The sequence below is a fragment of the Ensifer sp. EB106-05-01-XG146 genome, from assembly GCF_058791875.1.
Genome location: NZ_JBYTDX010000001.1, coordinates 1,863,340 through 1,884,715 on the forward strand (window position 1 = coordinate 1,863,340; position 21,376 = coordinate 1,884,715).

At 64.2% G+C, this 21,376-nt stretch carries 18 protein-coding genes and 1 riboswitch; of the genes, 7 read left to right on the top strand and 11 right to left on the bottom strand.

Translation table 11 applies throughout. The features are described 5' to 3' along the window. From cobD to AC3WVQ_RS09175, 4 genes are all read right to left on the bottom strand, one after another. Positions 1–1,002, bottom strand: a complete 1,002-nt coding sequence (gene cobD / locus AC3WVQ_RS09160) for a threonine-phosphate decarboxylase CobD (RefSeq protein WP_090293991.1) — start codon at positions 1,000–1,002, stop codon at positions 1–3. After that, positions 999–2,303 (bottom strand): cobyrinic acid a,c-diamide synthase CobB, encoded by a 1,305-nt coding sequence (locus AC3WVQ_RS09165; RefSeq protein ID WP_110818608.1) that lies wholly within the window; start codon positions 2,301–2,303, stop codon positions 999–1,001. The genes cobD and AC3WVQ_RS09165 overlap by 4 nt, the downstream gene beginning before the upstream one ends. Further along, on the bottom strand, positions 2,300–3,139 hold the full coding sequence (gene cobA / locus AC3WVQ_RS09170) for a uroporphyrinogen-III C-methyltransferase (RefSeq protein ID WP_176960267.1): 840 nt from the start codon (positions 3,137–3,139) through the stop codon (positions 2,300–2,302). Before cobA ends, AC3WVQ_RS09165 begins: the two co-directional genes overlap by 4 nt. A gap of 130 nt (positions 3,140–3,269) precedes the next feature. Next, complete coding sequence (locus AC3WVQ_RS09175) at positions 3,270–3,734, bottom strand: cobalamin biosynthesis protein (RefSeq protein ID WP_090293995.1); 465 nt, start codon at positions 3,732–3,734, stop codon at positions 3,270–3,272. Between the two features lie 454 nt (positions 3,735–4,188). On the opposite strand from AC3WVQ_RS09175, the gene AC3WVQ_RS09180 reads away from it, so the two are divergent. The 3 genes from AC3WVQ_RS09180 (at position 4,189) to AC3WVQ_RS09190 (ending at position 6,107) form a co-directional block, all read left to right on the top strand. Then, complete coding sequence (locus AC3WVQ_RS09180) at positions 4,189–4,974, top strand: TSUP family transporter (protein ID WP_110818609.1); 786 nt, start codon at positions 4,189–4,191, stop codon at positions 4,972–4,974. A gap of 225 nt (positions 4,975–5,199) precedes the next feature. Continuing rightward, on the top strand, positions 5,200–5,424 hold the full coding sequence (locus AC3WVQ_RS09185) for a hypothetical protein (RefSeq protein ID WP_110818610.1): 225 nt from the start codon (positions 5,200–5,202) through the stop codon (positions 5,422–5,424). Between the two features lie 329 nt (positions 5,425–5,753). After that, positions 5,754–6,107: a hypothetical protein gene (locus AC3WVQ_RS09190; protein WP_090293998.1), complete on the top strand. Its 354-nt coding sequence runs from the start codon at positions 5,754–5,756 to the stop codon at positions 6,105–6,107. Between the two features lie 800 nt (positions 6,108–6,907). Here the strand turns inward: AC3WVQ_RS09190 and AC3WVQ_RS09195 are convergent. Further along, positions 6,908–8,380: a hypothetical protein gene (locus tag AC3WVQ_RS09195; RefSeq protein ID WP_090294000.1), complete on the bottom strand. Its 1,473-nt coding sequence runs from the start codon at positions 8,378–8,380 to the stop codon at positions 6,908–6,910. Between the two features lie 413 nt (positions 8,381–8,793). Between AC3WVQ_RS09195 and AC3WVQ_RS09200 the strand changes: the two genes are divergently transcribed. After that, complete coding sequence (locus tag AC3WVQ_RS09200) at positions 8,794–9,387, top strand: methyltransferase family protein (protein ID WP_090294002.1); 594 nt, start codon at positions 8,794–8,796, stop codon at positions 9,385–9,387. A gap of 198 nt (positions 9,388–9,585) precedes the next feature. Here the strand turns inward: AC3WVQ_RS09200 and AC3WVQ_RS09205 are convergent, their stop codons facing one another. From AC3WVQ_RS09205 to cobU, 5 genes are all read right to left on the bottom strand, one after another. Beyond that, positions 9,586–10,011 (bottom strand): EamA family transporter, encoded by a 426-nt coding sequence (locus AC3WVQ_RS09205; protein ID WP_090294004.1) that lies wholly within the window; start codon positions 10,009–10,011, stop codon positions 9,586–9,588. Next, positions 10,011–10,655: a cob(I)yrinic acid a,c-diamide adenosyltransferase gene (gene cobO, locus AC3WVQ_RS09210; RefSeq protein ID WP_043617391.1), complete on the bottom strand. Its 645-nt coding sequence runs from the start codon at positions 10,653–10,655 to the stop codon at positions 10,011–10,013. The genes AC3WVQ_RS09205 and cobO overlap by 1 nt, the downstream gene beginning before the upstream one ends. Positions 10,656–10,801: 146 nt before the next feature. Next, the gene (cobN, locus tag AC3WVQ_RS09215; protein ID WP_090294005.1) at positions 10,802–14,632 is read right to left on the bottom strand and encodes a cobaltochelatase subunit CobN; all 3,831 of its coding nucleotides are present in this window, start codon (positions 14,630–14,632) and stop codon (positions 10,802–10,804) included. 103 nt (positions 14,633–14,735) lie between these two features. Further along, a complete protein-coding gene (gene cobW, locus AC3WVQ_RS09220) occupies positions 14,736–15,800 on the bottom strand; it encodes a cobalamin biosynthesis protein CobW (RefSeq protein ID WP_034788267.1) in 1,065 nt (354 codons plus the stop codon). A 3-nt stretch (positions 15,801–15,803) separates the two neighbouring features. Continuing rightward, positions 15,804–16,328: a bifunctional adenosylcobinamide kinase/adenosylcobinamide-phosphate guanylyltransferase gene (gene cobU, locus AC3WVQ_RS09225; protein ID WP_034788264.1), complete on the bottom strand. Its 525-nt coding sequence runs from the start codon at positions 16,326–16,328 to the stop codon at positions 15,804–15,806. A 369-nt stretch (positions 16,329–16,697) separates the two neighbouring features. Beyond that, positions 16,698–16,919: riboswitch (cobalamin riboswitch) on the bottom strand. 202 nt (positions 16,920–17,121) lie between these two features. Between cobU and AC3WVQ_RS09230 the strand changes: the two genes are divergently transcribed. After that, positions 17,122–17,703, top strand: coding sequence for a cation efflux transmembrane domain-containing protein (locus AC3WVQ_RS09230; RefSeq protein WP_090294006.1), 582 nt, complete (start codon positions 17,122–17,124; stop codon positions 17,701–17,703). A gap of 38 nt (positions 17,704–17,741) precedes the next feature. Here the strand turns inward: AC3WVQ_RS09230 and AC3WVQ_RS09235 are convergent, their stop codons facing one another. Next, on the bottom strand, positions 17,742–19,199 hold the full coding sequence (locus AC3WVQ_RS09235) for a cobyric acid synthase (protein ID WP_090294426.1): 1,458 nt from the start codon (positions 19,197–19,199) through the stop codon (positions 17,742–17,744). A gap of 250 nt (positions 19,200–19,449) precedes the next feature. Here AC3WVQ_RS09235 and AC3WVQ_RS09240 point away from each other — a divergent pair, with 250 nt between their 5' ends. Together AC3WVQ_RS09240 and AC3WVQ_RS09245 are read left to right on the top strand one after the other, a co-directional pair. Further along, entirely contained in the window at positions 19,450–19,593 is a 144-nt protein-coding gene (locus tag AC3WVQ_RS09240) for a hypothetical protein (protein WP_089044242.1), read from the top strand. A 783-nt stretch (positions 19,594–20,376) separates the two neighbouring features. After that, positions 20,377–21,375, top strand: a complete 999-nt coding sequence (locus AC3WVQ_RS09245) for an ABC transporter substrate-binding protein (RefSeq protein ID WP_034788254.1) — start codon at positions 20,377–20,379, stop codon at positions 21,373–21,375. The last annotated feature ends 1 nt before the right edge of the window (position 21,376 follow it).

A 21,376-nucleotide genomic window follows, 5' to 3' on the forward strand; every position in this document is an offset into this window, starting at 1 on the left:
TCAGAGCTCCATGCGGGCAAGCGCGTCCGCCAGCCGTCGGTCACCGGCCGCGTCAGGCGCAAGACCGATCCTGAGCCAGGTCGGGGCATAGTCGAACTTGCGCGTGAGAATATGGGCCTCGCAGAGCCGTTCCTGCAGCAGAGCCGCCCTGGGATGCTCGACCAGCACAAATAGCCCCGTGCCGCCGATACGGTTGAGCCCTGCCCCATCGAGAGCCGCGTCGAGGCCGGCGCGACGCTCGAGGATGCCCGCCGCGATCGCCTTCGTATCGCCCTGCATCAGCGCTTTCGAGATCGTCAACGCCGGGCCGGAGACAGCCCAGGGACCGAGCCAATCGGCAAAGGACGCAAGCACTGGCTCGGTCGCAACGACGAAGCCGAGGCGCAGGCCCGCAAGGCCGAAGAACTTGCCGAAGGAGCGGAAGACGATGAGGTTGCCCTGCCCTGGCACGTGACCAGCGACACTCAGTTGCGGCTCAAGATCGCCGAAGGCCTCATCGACCAGCAGCAGTCCGCCGCTCGCTTTCTGCCTTGCGGCGATCGCCAGAAGCTCCGCCGGCGCCAAGGCGCGGCCGGTCGGGTTGTTGGGGTTGACGACGATGACAAGCCCATGTTCGGCCGTGAGCGCGTCGGCATCCGCGACGCGATCGACAGCAAAGCCGGCCGCTTCAAGCACGCGGGCATACTCGCCATAGGTCGGCCCGAAGATCGCGACTTGCCTGTTGGCCGGAGCAAGACGTGGCAGGAGCTGGATCACCGACTGGGTGCCCGGCACCGGCAAAGGCAGCACGCCGTTGGTGCGGTAGTAGTCGGCAGCGGCGCTCCGCGCATCATCCACCGTCTGCCGATCCGGCAGCCGGTGCCAGGCGCGCTCAGGGACCGCGGGCAAGGCCACGGGGCATGGATTGATGCCGGTCGACAGATCGAGCCAGTCTTCGAGCCGGCCGCCATAGCGCGTTGCGGCCTCGGTGATGCCGCCACCATGAACGATCGGTGCGCTCATGCAGCACCTGCGACGTCGATCAGATGCATGAAGGAACCGGCGACAGGGCCGCGCCGGAGGCCCGCCTGGCCGAGATCCTCGCCGGCGGCGTCGCTGACCGCAAACAGCCGATCGGCCGCCCCTTCGGCGACGATAGTCGCATAGTGGAATTCGTGCGCCGTCATGGGTCCATCGAAGAAGGCGTTGTCGACAGGCACGACGCGGCGATAGCCGAGGTGCCGCCTGCGCTCGGCAAAACTGGTTACGAGCGGCAGCAGGCCGAGCATGTCGTAGCGTGCGCCATCGGCAGCGACAAGCCCTTCACCGAGCACCATATAGCCGCCGCATTCGCCGAAGATGCGGGCGCCGCGTTCCGCCGCGAAATGCATGCCGGAACGGAATCGGGCGGCGGCGCTCAGCTGCCCCGCATGCAGCTCCGGATAGCCCCCCGGAAGATAGACGGCATCCGCTGCCGCATCCGGCGCCTCGTCGGCGAGCGGCGAGAAGAAGGAAATCTCCGCGCCGCCTTGCCGCCAGCCGTAAAGCAGGTGCTCGTAGCAGAAGGCAAAGGCGATATCGCGCGCGACCGCGATGCGCTGACCGAGCGGCCGCAAACGCTCGGCATCGGCCGCCGCGGGCACCTGCGGGAAAATCGTCGCGATCAGGCGGATGGCGTCGAGATCGCAGGCAGCCTCGACCCGCGCGGCCGCCGCCCCGATGAAGCCCTCAAGCGCTGAGTGTTCGCCCGCCTGCACGAGCCCGAGATGGCGCTCCGGCAGTTGCAATGCGCTGTCCTGCCGGAGCACGCCGAAGACAGGCATGCGCACCTTGCCGAGCGCATCGCGCAACATCATTTCATGCCGGTCGCTGCCGACCTTGTTGAGGATGACGCCGACCACCCGGATATCGTCGCGATGATCCGCATAGCCGCGCACGAGGGCGGCAACCGACTGGGACATGCGGGCGCAATCGACCACCAGAATGACCGCAAGGTTCAGCGTCGCGGCGAGGTCCGCTGGCGTTCCCGAGCCGTCGGCAGCACCGTCATGCAGTCCCATCATCGCCTCGACGATCAATGTGCGCCCGCCGGAGGCGGCATGCGACGCATTGGCAAGCAGCAGTTCCGGGCGCATCGCCCAGGGGTCGTAGTTGAAGCAGGGCTCGCCGGTCGCTGCCGCGTGGAAAGCGGGATCGATATAGTCCGGCCCCGCCTTGCCGGGCGCGATCGCCACGCCGCGCCTCTTCAGGGCGCGCATCAGCCCGAGCGTCACCGTCGTCTTGCCGGAGCCGGACGCGGGTGCGGCAATCAGCAATCCGCTCATGCCGGGTTCCTGAGAATTCGATTGGCGAACGGGTCGGCGGCAAGCTTGCGCCCGTCCAGCGCGCCGATCCAGTCGAGCGCTGCGCGCAGCCTCACCACCTCGCCGACGACGACGATCGCCGGCGGCTCCAGCCCTGCCGCCGCAACATCGGCCTCTGCACGCGCAAGCGTCGTTTCCAGCACCGCCTGCTGCGGCGTCGCGGCGTTGCAGACGAAGGCGACCGGTTCGTCCGGCGAGCGGCCGCCGGCAATGAGGTTGGCGGTGATCGCGCCGATATGTTTCATCGCCATGTACATGACGATGACAGGCGAGCCGCTGGCGATGCCCTGCCAGTTGATGCGATCCGGCACCAGGCCGGAGGAATCATGGCCAGTCAGGAAAGTGACCGCGTGGTTGACCTCGCGATGGGTCACGGGAATGCCGGCATAGGCAAGCCCGCCGATACCGGCGGTGATGCCGGGCACGATTCGGAACGGCACCTGGTGCTCGACCAGCGTCAGCGCCTCCTCGCCACCGCGACCGAAGACGAAGGGATCGCCGCCTTTGAGGCGCAGCACCCGGTTGCCGGCGCGCGCGAGTTCGACGAGGCGAAGCGAGATGTCGCGCTGCTTCGGCGACGGCTTGCCGCCACGCTTGCCCGCAAACTCCAGCACGGCGCCCGGCCGCGCCAGCTTCAGGCAATCCTCGTTGACCAGCGCATCATGCACGATCACATCCGCCTGGCGCAGCGCATTGGCCGCATGCAGCGTCAACAGGCCGGGATCGCCGGGGCCGGCGCCGACCAGCCAGACCGAACCTTTTTCGAGCGCCGGCAATCCGGCAAAGAGGTCGTCGATCATGCGTGCTGTCCCACCTGTATTTCGGCGCCACCCAAAGGCACGCCTGACGCGCTCTCTAAAGAACCGGATTCCACTTGAGAGAAACCCCGGGCAAAAGATTGATTCAATTCAACAACACAAGAACGCATCAGACAGCCTCCGCCGCCTGGATGCGCTTTTCGGCGCGCAAGGTCGCCGGCCCGGCAAGTGCGGCCGTCGCATGGGCGGAGACGATCTTCTGCACAATCAGCACGGCTTCGCGACCGGCACCGACCAGCGCTGCGCCCTCGGCAACGCCATGACAACCCGTGTAGGCAAAGACGACCTCGGAGGGGTTGGCGAGCCGGGAAGCTTCGGCTTCGAGCGTGGCGGCATCGTAGAACGCGGCCGGAACCGAGAAATGCTGAGCGGCCGCCAGGATCGCCGGCTCCTCGGCGCGAGCATCGAGCGAGGCGACCAGCCGCAGATCGCCGGGCGCAGCACCGGCATCGGCAAGCGCACGCTCGGCAAGGGCGATCACCTCTTCGGCCGGCGTGCAACGCTCGCAGCCGAGCCCGAGCACCAGCCCGGCTCCTGCTTTCGTCGTCTGTGCAGAGTGTTGGCCCGATGGCATCGGCGGCCGGCTCCCTTCGTTGTTCTCCTTAACGAAGCGCCGGCTGGGACGATCCGTCCCGGCCGATCTGGACAGCACCGGCTGATGGCCCCCTGGCTGGGTCGGCCGCACCGGACGCTCTTTCAGTCCGCCGAAGCGGACGCCGTCGCATGTCTGTCAATTTTAGCCAAGCGGCGACAACCGGTCAAACCGGATTGCGTCATCCCGATGTCGCGATTGGGGAAGATTGTCGTCACCGCGAACGGTCGAGCAGGACGGCGACGGCGACCGTTTGCGCGAGGCGAGCCTCCCATCCGAAATTCCAGCGAGTCGGCGCAACCGACTGATCTTGCTTACGATTGCGGCCATGGCGCTGGTGGCGGTCGCCACGCCCTTACGGAAGGCTTTGCTTTTCGTCGCGGGCTCTGACACAAGGCGCAGAACTCCCTCAGGTCTCCCTCTCACGAGTCTCGTCTTGCAAGATCTTGCCTTCCACCTGCTCGCCTTTCTGTTCGTTGCCGCCTTCATCGCCGGCTTTATCGATTCGATCGCCGGCGGCGGCGGCATGATCACCATTCCGGCGATGCTGATTGCCGGTATCCCGCCGCTGCAGACGCTTGGCACCAACAAGCTGCAGGGGCTCTTCGGCTCCGGCTCGGCGACGCTTTCCTACGCCCGCAAGGGCCATGTGAACCTGAAAGAGCAATTGCCGATGGCGCTGATGTCGGCGGCCGGCGCCGTGCTCGGCGCGCTGCTCGCGACGATCGTGCCCGGTGACGTGCTGAAAGCGATCCTGCCGTTCCTGCTGATCGCGATCGCGCTCTATTTCGGCCTGAAGCCGAACATGGGCGATGTCGACCAGCACCGCCGTATCACGCCCTTCGTCTTCACACTGACGCTGGTGCCGCTGATCGGTTTTTACGACGGTGTCTTCGGCCCTGGCACCGGCTCCTTCTTCATGCTCGGCTTCGTGACGCTCGCCGGTTTCGGCGTCCTGAAGGCGACGGCGCACACCAAGTTCCTGAACTTCGGCTCCAACATCGGCGCCTTCGGCGTCTTCCTGTTCTTTGGCGCCATCTTGTGGAAGGTCGGCCTGCTGATGGGCGTCGGCCAGTTCCTCGGCGCCCAACTCGGCTCGCGCTACGCCATGGCCAAGGGCGCCAAGATCATCAAGCCACTGCTCGTCGTCGTCTCGATCGCCCTTGCCATCAAGCTCTTGGCGGATCCAACGCATCCGCTCCGGATTTGGCTCGAGCTTTGAAGCAAGGCGCGCCTTTAACCAGGTGATCGCACAGTAGCGACATCGTCCGCGCGGCGAGGAACGATGCCGGCTGGCGCGCCTTCCGGCGAGCGACGTCGGCGTACCCCCTTGCCGCCTATTCCTTTTTGACTGCTGCCGCTACCTCCGAAGAGCTATCGAAACTTGGCCGGGACCGCCCGATGTAGGTTTCAGAACCTCGCCATAGCTCTCTCCAAGCCCGGCCAAATGACCTCAGAAAACACAGCAGCCCACAGGAAATACGCCGTCCGCTATCCGAGCGGCCTGACTGCCGAAGAAGCGATTGCTCTGCTGGCGCAGACATGCGCGGACATTGCACCCCATCTCACGCTCCGCGATAAAGGAGACGGCGCCACGATCGAAGGCGAGCCATGGCACGTCCTGTCGGTCTGCCTCGCCCTCCCGCTCTTCGAGATGAACGAGGTCGGTTAGGGAGATCTGTCGACCTCCGGCTTGCGGCTCGCAGCATTGTCCGTTGCGCGGGTATCGATGACGCTGGCGCAAGCAGCGGCCGGTCGACTTGCCCCTCGATATCAAGCCCCACGGCCGGTTCGCTGTCCGGGCAAACGCACGTCACGTAGATCGAACAACATCCCCGAAGCGTTTTTATGCCGGCCGGGGCGTAGTATCATCGCCCAGGCGAAACACTGCGGTTCCCTGGTCCAGGGCACGGCCCGGTCATCGGGGAGTGACAACTGGTTTCGCCCGTTCGCAAGCAACCTGTCGGCGTTTCTCGAAGGCTGCCTCCAAGGAGGTGCGCAATGACGTTCGCCCTGTCAATCTTGCCCCTGATCACGCTTGCCTCCATCTCGCTCGGCGTGGTGGGGTCTGCCGCGCACCAGGCGACCACCGGCTGGACCTATCCTCCGGCGTGCTGCAAGGCGCGTCACGTCGGTGGAGATTGTGAAGCCATCCCCACTCCGGACGTAACCCGCGGGGGCCAAGGCTTTTCCGTCCGCTTGCGCGCGGGCGATCACCACCTCGCGACAAGACCACACCTGTTCTGGATCCCATATGGAGATGAGATCCCGTCGGGCGACGGGCAATATCATCTCTGCCTCCACCCGACGGAAGATCATGTGAACTGCTTCTTTGCCCCGCCCGACAGCAGTTGAAGCGGCGACGCGCACCCTCGCCCGCGGATGCCGCGAACATCGATGGCAGTCTCAGGGTTGTCGACGTTCAGATTCGGGGCCAGACGCGTTCCTCTGGCACCACAACGCAGTCAGGGTCTCGCAGTCAGGCCAGCATCAGGCGCACCGGACTTCGACCAGCACGAACACGGCTCCCCCACGGGGCCCGCGCCATAGCTGCACTGTGCGTTGCGGGTCTCGCAGATCCGCGGGCGGCGAGCCTCGGCGAGAGCCTTTGCCTTGGCTTCATCCGCCGCCTTCTGCTTCCGACTGGGCTTGGGCTTCGGCTTGGCCTTCGCCGTGGAAACGTGGGCCTTGGACACGGCCGTTTTCGTTGTCTGTGAAAAACCCACGTCACCGGACGCCGCAAACAGCAAAACCGACGCGGCAGCAACCGCAACTCTGAAAGCGATCTTCAAGGCTCACCCGCTATCTCGACCATGATGAAACGTTAAATGGAGGCTTTTACGACGTCCATCAAGGATGTTCGGTCAAGGTTCAAACAAGATTTGCCGAAGAACAAGGCAACGCTGCCGTCTTACCCCGCACGACGCGCCATCACCTCGCCGCTGAACGTCCGGTCACCACGACCTAAGTCGCGCGTTCGGCAGACCACCATCTGGACCGGCACGTGTCGCCCGATCATGTCGCGCGCTGGCGATCCGGCGCGCCGGTTGCAAACTGCAGCACCCGGCGGTCGCGGCCGATCGTTCCTGTCCGCTTGACGCCGGATTCCATCGCCAGTTCCGATTACACCAGATCCGATTTCGCCAGTTCCGATTTTACTGGGCAGCGAATGCGGTGGCAGCCGGGCCGCGCGATGAGCCGCGACGGCTCAGGTAGACGGCGGAAAGCCCGGCAAAAAGCCCCGGCAGGCCAAACTCGATGAAGGACGCGATCGAGATCGGCATCGGTCTCGACATGACGTAGTCGTCGAGACAATGGCCCATGCTGCCGGCAAACAGAAACGCAAACGCGGGAATGACAACGAAAGCAACGGCGCGCCGGACGCCGCTGGACGGCAGGAAATGGTCAAGTGCCAGCGTCTGCAGGGCGACGACCGCCCAGATCCGGTAGGCAATCGCCCACATCTCGGGATCGAAGCTTCGCAATCGGCCAATGAGGGTGTCATCCGCCGACGCCGCGGCTTCTTGCGCGACGGTGACGAAAAGAGCGTAGGCAAGGGCAGCGGTGAGCGGCGCGACGAGCCCGGCAATCGAGAAGGTGCGCACCATCCACCATCCGCTCAGCGTCGAAACGCTGCTGCCGTTTCCAAGGAGCGGTGCCGGCCGAGCTGGAAACCAGATCGCCGCGCATGCGGCTGCAGACAACGCGCCGAGGATGCCGCCAACAGCCAGCAGATCCTGCTGGCTTTCGGCGTGCCCCTCTGCCGGTGCAAACAGCAACAGGAAGATCGCGCCGGCATGAAGGCCGACGCAAAGAGCCACCGGCCATGCCGCCGCCCGGGACCGGCCGGACATCAGCACAAGCATCAAGGCTGCGGCGACGGCGGCCGCGAACGTGCCGCCAGAATAGAGCCTGAGCACGAACCACAGGAATTCAAGAGACCCTCTGCCATTGGAACCCGGAATAAAGGCACTGAGGATCACCGCCACCGTCGCCGCGACGATCACAGGACCGAACACGGTCGTAGACCAGAAGTAGCGCGCGTCGGCATTGGTATCTGCAGCCAGCGCGCTGGCGCCGGCCGGTACGGACGGAGAGGCAGAATGCGATTCTTCGAGGCTCGACGTCTCTCCGGCGCCGTGCTCCTGGTGTTCGCGATAAAGCCAGAGCGCCCCGCTGATGCCGGCCATCAATGCGCCACCTGCCGCAGGCAGCAGCACGTGGGTAGCCGCCTTGTGCAAAAGCGCGATGACGGCCGCACGCTCGTGGAGCGGCCAGGAAAAGGCAGGCTCGTAGGCGCTCGGATTCCAGTGCGCCACCGCCAGGGACAGCGCGTAAAGCATGGCAAACCCGGCGACCGTTACGAAACCACAGGCCGCCGAAAGCGGAAGAAGCTGCCACGCATTGCTGGCAAAGCGCCTGAAAGCGACCGTCAGCCGAGCGCTGATCATCGCTGGCAGGGCGCAGGCGAAAGGAACCAGGACCAGGAGAACCTGCAACGCGCCCGTTTCAGACATGGCAACGCTAAAAACAACGGTGCCTGCCGCGACCAGCGCCATCGAGACCCAGGTCGCAAAGGGAAAAAACGTGCTTTCAAGGCGACCGCGCCATTCGTCTTTTGCCTGCATGTCGCCCTCCGCCCACACACAACCACCTAGTGTATCCTGATTAAGGTTTCATTGAGACGAACATTTCAAGAACGTCAACGGGCAAAATATCGCAAACTCACTTTGGCGCGGCCTTCTGCTTGGGCGTACGCCTGCGGACCGATCGCGCGGCGGCGGCAACGACGCTGCAACCATGAACATCGCACGGGCTCACGGCGGTCACCGGACACAGCGATCGCCGGCACGGGCCCCGAGGCTTTGGGCACCGAGCTCAGGGCTCAGGGCATCGAAAAATATTCGGTCACCCCCTTGCACCTCTAGTAACTAGAGATTTCACATTTGCAGGCGTGCAACCAGAGGGGATTTACAGTCATATCCGCTGCCCCTTTTCGGTCGCTCGTATTCCGCTTTCCCGCTCGTTTCCAGAGGTTTAGATGTCCACCACCCTTCCCGCCATCCTGATGCTCGTCGTGGGATTGTCCACGCTCGCGCTGGCGATCCTCCGCCGTGTGCAATCCGGCCGCTCGCCGGTCGTGCTAACCTATGGCGACGACGCGGAGGGGTTTGCGGGCAGGCTTTTCCGCCTGATCGTCGCAGCGCTGGTGATCCACCTGCTGGCGGTCGCCATGCTCCCGGCCTCCGTCGATGCTGCCCTCGGCCGGATCCCGGCGCTCGACACGCCCATCCTTCACGCCGTCGGCCTGGCGCTGATGACGCTCGGCGGCGGGCTGACGATGCTGTCGCAATGGGCGATGCGTCATTCCTGGAAGATCGGCATCCCTGAAAAGCAGGACGCGCCGCTTGTGACCTCAGGCCTCTATGCCTTCTCGCGCAACCCGATCTATGTCGGCATGGTGACCGCGCTGATCGGCACGGTGCTGGCGGTGCCCAACGTCATCGCGGTGGCGCTGGCGCTCTCCGCCTGGATCTCGATTTCCTACCAGATCCGCATGGAGGAAACCCACCTCGCCAAGGTCTTCGGCGACGCCTACGGTGCCTATTGCAGGCGTGTCCGCCGGTGGGTCTGATGCAGGGCTCCCCCTCAGGCTGCGACGCTTCCAGCGTCTGCCGAACTGCGCGACTTGGCCCGACGGATCAGGAAGGCGCTCGCGCCAATTGCCGTCGACCTGCATGCCGTCCTCCCGCTCGTCACAACCACTGCATGTGTCGGGATTACGGATTGATTGAGGCGAGCATTCAGTGAACAGGCACCAGAGCAGGCGCGCTCAAAACACCGCCAGCAACAGCGCCCCGGCGGCAATGAAGCCGACGCCGAGCCAGTTCATCAGGTTGAGCTTTTCACCGAGGAAGAGCACGCCGAAGATTGCGACCATGATGATCGAAAGCTTGTCGATCGGCGCCACGCGGGCGGCGTCGCCGAGCTTGAGCGCGCGGAAATAGGCAAGCCAGGAGGCGCCGGTGGCAAGACCGGACAGCGCGAGAAACAGCCAGGTGCGTCCGGAGATTTCCGATGGCTTCTGCCACTGCCCTGTCGCCGCCACGATGGCGGCGATCACGCAGAGGATGACGACGGTGCGGATCAGCGTTGCGAAGTCGGAGTTGATCTGCGCAACCCCGACCTTGGCAAACACCGCCGTGAGCGCAGCGAAGGCGGCCGAAAGCAGCGCCCAGAACTGCCAGCTCTGGCTCATCAAAACTCCACGCCCTGCTGCGCCTTGATGCCGGAACGGAACGGATGCTTGATCAGCTCCATCTCAGTGACGAGATCGGCGATTTCGATCAGGTCTTCTTTCGCGTTGCGGCCGGTGAGCACCACATGCGTCATGTGCGGCTTTTCTTCCTTCAGGAAGCGCACCACTTCGGCGACGTCGATGTAGTCGTAGCGCAGAGCAATGTTGATCTCGTCGAGCAGCACCATCGAGTTGCGCTCGTCACGGATCAGTTCCTTCGCCTTCTCCCAGGCCTTTTCAGCCATCGCAACATCGCGGGCGCGATCCTGCGTTTCCCAGGTGAAGCCCTCGCCGAGCGTATAGAACTGGCAGACATCGCCGAAATGCTTCTCGATCAACTCGCGCTCGCCGGTTGCCATCGCACCCTTGATGAACTGCACGACGGCGCAGGGCATGCCGTGGGCGATATGGCGGAAGATCATGCCGAAGCCGGCGGTCGACTTGCCCTTGCCCTTGCCGGTGTTGACGATGATCAGACCCTTCTCGTCGGTCTTCGTCGCCATGATCTTTTCGCGCGCTGCCTTCTTCTTCGCCATCTTCATGGCGTGGCGGGCATCGTCCTTCTCGGCCGGGGCTTCGCCGCCTACTGTCGTCTCGTCGCTCATGATCACTCCCTCAGTTCTCAAGTTCGGGATGGGCAGACGCCCTCGTCCCGCTTCGGTTCCTTTTCGCACTTCACTGAGCAGCGAAACGGAACCAGGTCCTTGTTTGCAAGCAATTCCGGACGGATTACCGCCAGCCCGGAACCGCTCTATTCATTGCCGGCACGAAGCCGGGTTGCTGCCGTGCCGATGCCGGCAAGTTCAAACCGCGCCGAATTCGAGCGCGGCGTCCAGAGATTGCGGTCGATTGCTTCAAGCAGGCGTTCGGCAAGCTCGGCAAAGGCGGCCGGGTTCTTGTCGCGCATGAAGTCAGCCACGCGCTCGTCGACGATGAACGCCTGATAGGCGGCCTCGAAATGATGGTCGCGCACCGCACCCGTGGTCGCGGCAAAGGCGAACATGTAGTCGACCGTGGCAGCGATCTCGAAGGCGCCCTTGTATCCGTGGCGCATGACGCCATCGATCCACTTGGGATTGACGACGCGGGCCCGGACCACGCGGCCGATCTCTTCTTCGAGCGACCGGATCACAGGTTTTTCCGGACGGGAATGGTCGTTGTGGTAGATCGCCGGACGGTGACCGCCGAGCTGTTCGGCGGCAGCGCTCATGCCGCCTTCGAACTGGTAGTAGTCGTCGCTGTCGAGCAGATCGTGCTCGCGGTTGTCCTGGTTCTGCACCACCGCCTCTATCGTGCGCAGGCGCTCCTCGAAAAGATCGCGCTCGGCCTTGCCCTCCTCGCCGGCGCCATAGGCATAGGCGCCCCAGGTAAGATAGGCCTCGGCGAGATCGGCTTTGGTTTCCCAGCCCTTCTCGTCGATCAGCGCCTGCAGGCCGGCGCCATAGGCACCGGGCTTTGCGCCGAAGACGCGGTAGGAGGCGCGACGCGCGGCCTCGGCAGCCTCGACACCTTCCGCTTCCAACCGTCGGCTTTCCGCCCGCATGCGTGCGGCGATCATGTTGTCGGCATCGTCTTCCTCCAGCGCGCCGACGGCGCGGATCGCCTTGTCGAACAGCGCGATCTGGTCCGGGAAGGCATCGCGGAAGAAGCCGGAAATGCGCAAGGTCACGTCGACGCGTGGGCGGCCGAGGACTGCGAGCGGCACGATCTCGTAGCCCATCACCCGGCGAGAGACCATGTCCCAGGTGGGCTTGGCGCCGATCAGCGCCAGGGCCTGGGCGATGTCGTCGCCGCCGGTGCGCATGTTCGCCGTACCCCAGGCGGTCAGGCCAAAGGAGGACGGCCATTCGCCGTGGTCCTGCAGGTAGCGGCGGATCAGAAGCTCGGCCGATTTCTTGCCGAGCTCATAGGCAGCCGGCGTCGGCACCGCGCGGCTATCCACGGAGTAGAAATTGCGCCCCGTCGGCAACACATCCGGCCGGCCGCGCGTCGGCGCGCCCGATGGACCGGGGGCGACGAAGCGGCCGCTGAGACCGGTGAGGAAGCCGGTCATCTCGGCGGCACCCGAGTTTGAAATCGACGGCTTCAGGCGCGTTTCGATTTCGCCGAGCACGGCGCGGGTGTTGGCCCAGTGGTCCGGGCAAGCCAGTTCACCCGACACGAGATTTGCGGCAAGCAACTCGATGCGCTCGACCGTATCGCCGGCGGTGCGCCAGGGGGCGTCCGAGAGGTCAGCGAGGATGGACGGTTTCGGGCCTGTCCAGGTGTCGGACATGACGCAGTCGAGCGGGTCGAAGGGTTGGGCGTCGCGTGCGGGGCTACCCCCCGCGGAGGTGGGAATAGCGAACCCACGCAGCCCCGCATCCGCTGCGATCGCCCGCTGCAGGCTCTGGTCGCCGCCCTCGCCGAGACCGCGGGGCACGCGCGCCAGCGCTACGGTGAGGTCCGTCAACAACCGCCCTTCCGGCGCGACGCCGAAGATGTGCAGGCCGTCGCGGATCTGCATTTCCTTGAGGTCGCAGAGATAGGCGTCGAGCTTTTCCAGCGCCTTGTCGTCGCTGTCGCCCCTGTCGATGCCTGCGTCGCTGTCGAGGCCGATGTCGCGCACGAGATCGAGGATCTGGCGGCTGAGCAGCCTGAGGCGGCGCGGATCACCGCCGGCGGCGTCGTAATATTCGTCGACGAGCGCTTCCAGATCCTTGAGCGGGCCGTAGGATTCGGCGCGCGTCAAGGGCGGGGTCAGGTGGTCGATGATGACGGCGCTGGTGCGGCGCTTGGCCTGCGTACCTTCGCCCGGATCGTTGACGATGAAGGGATAGATGTGCGGCAGCGGCCCGAAGATCGCTTCGGGATAGCAGGTTTCCGACAGCGCCAGGGCCTTGCCCGGCAGCCATTCGAGGTTGCCATGCTTGCCCATGTGCACGATCGCCTGCGCGCCGAACTGCTGGCGCAGGAAGGCGTAGAAGGCGAGATAGCCATGCGGCGGCACGAGGTCCGGCGAATGGTAGCTTTCCTTCGGATCGATGTTGTAGCCGCGCGCCGGTTGGATGCCGACGATCACCTCGCCGAAGCGGGCGAGCGGCAGCGCGAAGGCGCCATCGAGGAAGAAGGGATCGGCCTCCGGCACGCCCCAGCGACCGGCAACTTCATCCTTTATCTGTTTCGGAAGCGAATCGAAGAACGTCTTGTAATCGTTCAGCGAAATACGCTCGCGAATTTCGCGGTCATGGCTCGCCGCATTGGTCGGCCCGGCCATCAGATAGCGGATCAGCGCGTCGCCATCGGCGGGAACCTCACCGACCACATAGCCTTTCCGCGCCATGGCGCTAAGCACCTCGACGGTACCGGCCGGCGTGTCGAGCCCAACACCGTTGCCGAGGCGACCGTCGCGGTTCGGATAGTTGGCCATGACGATGGCAATGCGGCGCTCGGCGGGCTCTGCCCAGCGCAGCTTCGCCCAGTTGACGGCAAGATCAGCGGCAAAGCGCACCCGGTCTTCGAGCGGCTCATGGCCGACGATATTGGCCTCCACCTTGGCGTCATAGATCGACGCCGCCTTGAAGGAGACGGCGCGCGCAAGGATGCGGCCATCGACTTCGGGTAGTGCCACGTTCATGGCGAGGTCGCGCGCCATCAGCCCCTGCGGCGACGTTTCCCATTGCGCCCGCGACGAGCCGGAGAAAATCACCTGCAGCACCGGCGCACCGGTCGATTCCAGCACCGTCGGCTGACGGTCGGCACCGGGCGACGAGACCGCAAAGCCAGTGGCGTTCATCACCACGTCGGGTGCGGCCTCGGAAAAAATCGCCTGCAGCGTGCCGACGGAAACGGCATCCTTGAGGCTTGAGACGAACACCGGCAGTGCCCGCACACCTTCAGCCTCCAGCGCATCGATCAGCGCCTCCACCGGCCGTGTCTCGCCACTCTGCACGAGCGCGCGGTAAAAGCAGATCCCAACCGTCGGGGGTTCGAATCCCTCCCTCGCTACCATCCGTCCCTGAACAAGGGACTGCCATTCGCTGACGCCGATCACGCCAGCACCCGGCCACCAGATGCCGGCCTTCAACAGGGGCTTTGCCGGCTGCGGCTTCTCCGCACCCGTGACCAGTGCGGCCGCATAGTCGAGAAACAGCCCGGCATTGTCCGAGCCGCCTTCGGTGAAGTAAGCCCAAAGGCGCTGGCGGTCGTCGGCTGCGACGGTGGAGAAAGGCTCCAGCCCCGGATCCGGCTTGTCGTCACCCGGCAGAACCGCGATCTCGAAACGATGGGTGACGGCAGCCGCATGCAGGGCTTCCAGCAGATAACGGAAATAGCTGGCGCCACCGAGCGGCCGGACGACGATCAGCTTGGCGTGACGCGCCGTGCGCTCGACGTAAGTGTCGACCGACATCGGGTGCATCAGGCTCATCAGGCTGGCGATGCGCAGGCTCAAGCCTCCGTCGCGTCGGCCGTGAGCCGCGGCGATCGAGGAGAGCTCGGTGTCGGCGGCCGATAGGAAAAGGATATCGGCCGGCGTTTGCCCAAGGTCGATCGCCTCGTTGCCGTCGGCGATCGTTCCTTTCTGGGCGAGAAGCAGATGCATTCGTCTTGTCCGTTGGGGCAATTCCGAACGAAAACGCTAAAAGCGTTCTCCATCCGGAACTGCATCATTTCAATGCGTTAGATCATTTCATTCAAAGAACGATCTACACGAGCGCGGTGATCGCAGCGCGCACCGCCGCCTCGTCCATGTCGTGCAGGCCGATGACGACGAGGCGCGTACCGCGCTTTTCGCCAGCGCCCCAGGCGCGGTCGTAATATTGGTCGATGCGGGCGCCGACCGCCTGGATCAGGAGGCGCATCGGCTTGCCGGGCACGTCTGCAAAACCCTTGAGGCGCAGAACGTCGTGCTCCGCGATTACGCCCTTCAGGCGATCGATGAAGGCGGCCGGATCGGCGATCGAACCGAGCTCGACGACGAAGCTGTCGAACTCGTCGTGATCGTGCTCCTCACCTGCCTCGTGCTCCATCTCGTGATGCGACTTGCGGTTGGCGATATCGCTTTCCGTGCCGACACCGAGGCCAAGCAGGATGGCAGCGGCGACTTCGCCGTTCTTCGCCTCGATCATCGTCGGCTTGCGGCTGGTGCGCGAAGACACCTCGTCGCGCACGGCCTTGAGGCCGGAGGCATCGATCAGATCGGTCTTGTTGAGAACGATGAGATCGGCAGCCGTCAGTTGATCCTCGAACAGCTCCTCGATCGGGCTTTCGTGATCGAGATTGTCGTCCTCGACGCGCAGCGCATCGACCTTGTCGTGGTCGTCGGCAAAGCGGCCAGCGGCAACGGCGGCGCTGTCGACCACGGTGACGACGCCATCGACGGTCACTTCGCTGCGGATATCCGGCCAGTTGAAAGCGGCGATCAGCGGCTGCGGCAGGGCAAGGCCCGAGGTTTCGATGATGATGTGGTCAGGGCGGTTTTCACGCTCGAGCAGCTTCGTCATGGTCGGGATGAAATCGTCAGCCACGGTGCAGCAGATGCAGCCATTGGTAAGCTCGATGATGTCGTCCTCGGTGCAGGCCTCGGCACCGCAGCCCTTCAAGACATCGCCGTCGACGCCGAGATCGCCGAACTCGTTGATGATCAGCGCGATGCGCTTGCCGTCGGCGTTCTGCAGCAGGTTGCGGATCATCGTCGTCTTGCCGGCGCCGAGGAAGCCGGTGATGACGGTCGCCGGGATCTTGCCCTGGTTGGCTCTCGCAGTGGTCATGGATCAACCCTTCATTTTCAGCGGCAAACCGGCCGCGACAAAGTAAACTTCAGCGGATTTCTCCGCAACGATCTGGTGAAGCCGGCCGGCATGGTCGCGAAACTCGCGGGCCATGCGGTTCTCGGGCACGATGCCGAGGCCGACCTCATTGGAAACAAAGACGAGGCGCGCCCGCGCCTCAGGCAGATACGCAACAAGGGCGGCGAACTCCGCCGTCATGTCGCGCTCTTCCAGCATGAGATTGGTTACCCATAGCGTCAGGCAGTCGATCAGGACCACATGGCTGGGATCATCGATGCGTCTGAGGATGCCGACGAGATCGAGCGGCTCCTCATGCGTCGTCCAGCCCTCGCCGCGGCGCGTCCGGTGATGGTCGATGCGCTCGCGCATTTCGTCGTCCCAGGCGCGGCCCGTGGCGACATAATGCATGGTGAAGCCGGACGCTTCGACGAGCCTCTCGGAAAAGCTGGACTTGCCGGAACGGGCGCCGCCAAGGACCAGCACGGGCCCGGCGCTGAGACTGCTCATCGTGGCTGCCTCAACATTCCCAAATCAGCCGTCGGTGGCAAAAGCCATCGGACGCGCCACGGGCGCGTTCTTGAAAACATCTGCGAGCCAAAACAACCTCCGTGATGGCGTTGGAGACAAAAGTCCCCTCGGGCGGAATGCCCATGCCGGATGGCAGGTCTCCTGGCTCACGGCGTCACGGGCCGAACATCGCCTCGCCCTTAAAGGGCAAGGTTCCGATGTCAGGGCCCGAGCGGCCCGCCTCACCTTCCCGGCGTCTTTCCGGTGCCACAGCGAACCTTTGCGCGTCGTCTCCGACGCATGGGTGCTGTGAGGGACATCGTGAAAGGCGGACGATTCGTAGAAGAAGAGGCGTCCAATCGGCTGATCACGATGCCACGCCAGTGGCTTTTCCGGCTTGATCCCCGACCTGCCCCGATTGCCCGTGCAACCGGCCGACAGCCCGGCACCAAACCCGATGGCGAACCCTGACCGTTCTACAGTCGCGGGGTCGGCTGCGATAAGGATGCCCGATTTGGGTCCATCCGTCACATTCCCAATTATTCCCCCAGATCGCCACGACAAGGGGGAACCATCCAACACCTGATGATTAGGAAGCGGGCAGCCCAAAGTCAATCGACGCATGCGACGCCTCCCCGGCCGAGTTGCGCCACGCGACGATTTGTCGGGCGTCAGGCACGACGGCGGTGTGAGCGGAACCGATGTCGAAACCTAATGCTATGGATAGCAACCTGCTGCTAACACGTGTGTCAAAGTGCCGGGGGCGAATCTCGCCAGAAAAGGAACTTTTCGAGTGGATACCGACCTGCGCCGCGTCGTCCTCATCGTCTCCCTGTTGAACCTCGGCTATTTCGGGGTCGAACTCCTTGTCGCGCTTTCCATCGGCTCGGCGTCCCTCATGGCCGACAGCGTCGACTTGCTCGAAGACGCCTCCGTCAACATGCTGATTTTCTTTGCTCTGGCCTGGACGACGCGAACCCGCGCGCGAGTCGGCCTGGCGATGGCGTTCATTCTGCTGGTACCGGCGCTGGCCTTCCTTTGGACGGCCTGGGCGAAGTTCATGGATCCGGTCCCGCCAGAGCCCTTTGCCCTGTCCCTGACCGGACTTGGGGCGCTGGTGGTCAACCTCTTCTGCGCCTATCTGCTCGTCGCCTACCGTCACACGAGCGGCAGCCTCACGCTGGCAGCATTTCTCTCGGCCCGCAACGATGCCTTCGCCAATGTGGCCATCATCGCCGCGGGTCTGGCGACAGCCTACCTGTGGCAGTCGGCCTGGCCGGACCTGATTGTCGGCTTGGGGATTGCCCTGATGAACCTGGATGCCGCGCGGGAAGTCTGGGAAGCCGCAAGCGAGGAGCACGATGTCGCAGCGTAGTTCCCCCGGGGACCTGCTGGCTGACCCTTGCCGCGTCCCTAGTGCCTGAGCAACTCGTCCAGCCAGCGACGATCGAGCACAGCCTCCAGCTCGTTCGCGACATCGTCGAGCGCCGCATCGACCGATTGGCGGTAGTTGTTGGCGCCGCCTTCGATGCCGAAACTCTTGAGCAGCGCGCCGCGATAGGCGTCGCTGGTGAAGAGCCCATGCAGGTAGGTGCCCATCACGCGGCCATCGGCCGAAAGGGCGCCGTCGGCGCGATTGTCGATGCGCACCGACGGCCGGCCACAGTCCGCACCTTGCGTCTTGCCAAGATGGATTTCGTAGCCTTCGAGCGCCACATCATGCTCCAGCGACCAGGCGCGGCTGTTGCGCACCGTCTTTTCCGGCGCCATCTCGGTCTCGACCTCGAGCAGCCCGAGACCCTCGACCGCACGTTCGCCGCCCTCGATGCCGAGCGGATCGGTGACGCGCCGGCCGAGCATCTGGTAGCCGCCGCAGATGCCGATGACCCGGCCGCCCCGGCGCACATGACGTTCGAGGTCACGGTCCCACCCTTGCGCACGGAAATCGATGAGGTCGCCGATGGTCGACTTCGACCCGGGAATGACGACGAGGCCAGCGTCTGCCGGAATGGGACTGCCAGGCCGCACGAAGACGAGATCAATCTCCGGTTCGGCGGCGAGCGGATCGAGGTCGTCGAAATTGGCGATGCGCGACAGCACCGGGACGGCAACCTTCAGCGCCCGCCCCTCGCCGCGCGTCAGCTTCTCCAGTACGACGGAATCTTCGGCAGGCAGGCGTGCCGCCGCCTTCAACCACGGCACGACGCCGAAGCAGGGCCAGCCGGTGTAGCCGCCGATGGCGGCAATGCCGTCGTCGAACAGCGTGACGTCGCCGCGGAACTTGTTGATGAGATAGCCGGTCACCATGCGCCGGTCTTCCTCGGGCAGGATCGCATGCGTGCCGACCAGCGAGGCGATCACCCCGCCGCGGTCGATGTCGCCGACCAGCACGACCGGCACGTCGGCCCGTGTCGCAAAGCCCATATTGGCGATGTCGCCGGGCCTGAGGTTGATTTCGGCCGGCGAGCCGGCGCCTTCGACCACCACGAGATCGGCACCGGCCGATATTTGTTCGAAACTCTCCATGACGGCGCCCAGCAGCTTGGGCTTGAGCGCCTGATATTCCCGCCCCCTAGCCTGCCCGGCGACCTTGCCCTGAACGACGATCTGGCTGCCCACGTCCGACTGCGGCTTCAGGAGCACCGGGTTCATGTGCACCGACGACGACACGCGCGCGGCCAGCGCCTGCAGCCATTGCGCGCGGCCGATCTCGCCGCCGTCGTCGGAAACGGCGGCGTTGTTCGACATGTTCTGCGGCTTGAACGGCCGGACCTTCAGGCCCTGATTGGCGGCAAGCCGGCAGAGCCCCGCCACCAATACCGATTTTCCGACATCCGAGCCGGTTCCCTGCAACATGATCCTGCGTGTCATGCGGCCATCGGTAACACTGAAACGGGCAGCGGCAAAGGTCTGTTTCGACACGATTTCGCCGCAATTGACAAAGCCCTTTCACGCATTGTTTCGCGCTTTCGCAAGGCTTGTCGAAAATGTCGCGGCCGATAGCCAGAATGCGACATGGCGTGGCGAGTTTGGCATTCAATTTTTTGCAGCGCACTCCTATATCAGCGGCATAGCAACACGCCCCGGAGGATAGGCCTCCGGCCTCTCAAGGTTCATGTCCATGCTGTATATTTTCAGCAAGCCCAATTTCGTTCAGATCGCCTGGAACTCGAAGGTTCCGTCCAGCCAGTCGCGCGTACGCAACCTCGTCGTCGACGCGCCCTTCGGCCCGCTCGGCGTCATCCGCACGTCGAACGTCGGCTAACGCCAGCGATCGGGGCGGAAGCCCCTTCGAGCTCTCCTCCCAGAGCCTCCTCCACCGCCCCTCCGGGGCGGTTTTTTTATGTCCGGCATTGGCCCTGAAATGCGAAGGCCGCATCAACCTCTTCAAGAGGGATGCGGCCGCCAAAAAACGCCTGGTCACTTCGGAAAAACACACCGAAGGTTCGCTCAAAGTCCGGGACGCACAAACCTGATCCGGACCGGCGGCAGTCCCCCGCCGCGAGAAGAACAATTAGCTGGACATCGTTACCGGATGGTTAGTGAGGATTTAACCAAAGATGAATTCCGGACTTTTTTGTAAATTTTTCGCGACATGCGCGCCATTTGGCGTGACGCAATCACGACAGGAAACGTCAGGATCTCGACAGGGTTCTGAGGTCCGTGGCGCCCAGCGCCATTTTTTGCGGCAAGAATTGTCGCTATTGCTTAAATTCGGGGTCTCTCACGCACAAAATACGCGCTTCGGCGATGTCGCAGACAGAACGCACGAGACCCCGTCCTTCCCGGTCAACCGATTGAAGAGGTTGATTTCTCAGCGAGAAACCTTAGGCTTGGTTTGCGGTATAAGAGGAGATTGGCTGGCGACAGGGTTCCGCGGCCAGGGCTGAATACGAACTCCCGCACCGTCCGCAGCAAGGGTGAACCTTGGCTTGTTTGATGCCGAACCCCCGGCTGCATCGTTGTTTCGGGTGACGGAGGATGTCGCGTCCGCCGTGGATTCCCGTTTGGATCTTGGCTGCAAAATAAGACTGGGAGGTCTTGCAACATGAAGAAACTCCTCGCTTCCACCATTCTCGCCGCTGGCCTCTATGCCATGGCGGGTTCCGCGCAGGCCGCGGAATGCGGTGAAGTCAGCATTGCCGAAATGAACTGGGCTTCTGCCGGCGTCGCCGCCCAGGTGGACAAGTTCATTCTGGAGAACGGCTACGGCTGCACGGTGACGCTGGTCACCGGCGACACCATGCCGACCTTCGCTTCCATGAACGAAAAGGCGCAGCCCGACATGGCGCCGGAACTCTGGGTCAACGCCGTGCGCACGCCGCTCGACGCTGCGATCAAGGAAGGCCGTCTCATCGAAGCCGCCAAGATCCTGAGCGAAGGCGGCGTCGAAGGATGGTGGATCCCGAAATTCCTCGCCGACGCGCACCCGGACATCAAGACGGTGCAGGACGCGCTGAAGCACCCGGAACTCTTCCCGGCACCGGAAGACTCGTCGAAGGCCGCCGTTCACAATTGCCCGTCCGGCTGGAACTGCCAGGTCTCGACCGCCAATCTCTATCGCGCGCTGAACGCGGAGAAGGACGGCTTCCTGCTGGTTGATACCGGCTCGGCTGCCGGCCTCGACGGCTCGATCGCCAACGCGTTCGAAAAGAAGACCGGCTGGCTCGGCTACTACTGGGCACCGACCGCCATCCTCGGCAAATACGAGATGACCCGCCTCTCCTTCGGCGTCGATCACGACAAGGCCGATTGGGACGCCTGCACCGCCGTGCCGGATTGCCCGAGCCCGAAAGTCAATTCCTACCCGGTTTCCGACGTTTACACCGTCGTGACCAAGTCCTTCGCCGACAAGGCGAGCGTCGCCATGGACTACGTCAAGGCGCGCAAGTGGGACAATGGCACCGTCAACAAGGTTCTCGCCTGGATGGACCAGAACCAGGGCACCAACGAGGACGGCGCCAAGCACTTCCTCGCCGAGTTCCCGGATATGTGGACACAGTGGGTGAGCCCGGAAGTGGCCGAAAAGGTCAAGGCAGCGCTCTGAC